Raw genomic sequence first — 1368 nt, forward strand, 5'->3', positions numbered from 1 at the left:
CCGCCACAACCTGCGCGAACTCGACGCCGATTTCCCCCTCGGCGTCCTGACCGCGGTCACCGGCGTCTCCGGCTCCGGCAAGTCGACCCTGGTCAGCCAGGTCCTCGCCGAAGTGGTCGGCGCCCACCTGCATCCGGAAGGCGGCGCCGTGGCTGCCCCTGAGGACTTGGAGTCCGAGGCCGCCGAATCCGCGGAACCGCTCAGTGTTGGGCCGGTCTCCGGGCTGGACCAGCTGGACCGGCTCGTCAAGGTGGACCAGAAGCCGATCGGCCGCACCCCGCGCTCCAACCTCGCCACCTACACCGGGCTGTTCGATGCCGTCCGCAAGGAATTCGCCGCGACGGACGAGGCAAAGGCCCGCGGCTTCGGCGCCGGCCGGTTCTCCTTCAACGTCGCGGGCGGCCGCTGCGAGACGTGCCAGGGCGAGGGCTTCGTCGCCGTCGAGCTGCTGTTCCTGCCCGGCAGCTACGGCCCCTGCCCGGAATGCCACGGCTCGCGCTACAACCCGGAAACACTCGAGGTTACCTACCGCGGCAGGAACGTCGCGGAGGTCCTCGGCATGACGGTCAACGCCGCTGCTGAATTCCTTGACGAGGTCCCCGCCGCCGCACGCAGCCTGCAGACCCTGCGTGAGGTGGGCCTGGGCTACCTGAGGCTCGGCCAGCCCGCCACCGAGCTTTCCGGCGGCGAAGCCCAGCGCATCAAGCTCGCCACCGAACTGCAGCGCGCCCAGCGCGGCCACTCGCTCTACCTGCTGGACGAGCCCACCACGGGCCTGCACCCGGCCGACGTCGAACTCCTCATGGCGCAGCTGCACCGGCTGGTCGCCGCCGGCAACACGGTGATCGTGGTGGAACACGAGATGGACGTGGTGGCCGCAGCGGACTGGGTGATCGATCTCGGACCGGCCGGTGGTGACGCCGGCGGCAAGATCATCGCGGTCGGGACNCGCCCGCCGTCGTCGCACGGTCCAAAAAGAGCCGGACGGCGCCATATCTGGCGGCAGTGCTCGGCGGCTGAACGGCGTCAGGCACTGGAAGCCGTTGATTTTACCGTGAATCCGCGGAAAATAACGTCTTGATAACGGCAGACGCCTGACTTAGCCTTGTGGTCATGCCCGACGACCGGGCATTGAGTGCCCGGTGCTGCCACCACCAGATACTGCCCGACCGGTAGACACCGCAATGACCTCTATTGTCAGGGGCGGGCAGTAGTGCGACAACGTCCGGGGACGGACCGAGCACCGGTGGCCCTCAGGAGCATCTATCCCATGAAGAAAACCACCTACAGCACTGCCGCGCGCCGCGGCGTCACTCTTGCGGCCGTCTCGATCGCCGGCGTCGCCTTGTCCGCATCGGCGGCCAACGC

General features: G+C 68.5%; 2 pseudogenes (1 of these 2 only partly in view). Both read left to right on the forward strand.

Annotation, left to right across the window (positions count from 1 at the left end):
• Nucleotides 1–1020: pseudogene (locus K789_RS0105605) on the forward strand (ABC transporter); the annotation flags it as partial.
• Nucleotides 1021–1270: 250 nt separating this feature from the next.
• Nucleotides 1271–1368, forward strand: a pseudogene (locus tag K789_RS26390) (transglycosylase family protein); it runs 599 nt beyond the window's last position.

The organism is Arthrobacter sp. TB 26 (genome assembly GCF_000427315.1).
GTDB lineage: Bacteria > Actinomycetota > Actinomycetes > Actinomycetales > Micrococcaceae > Arthrobacter.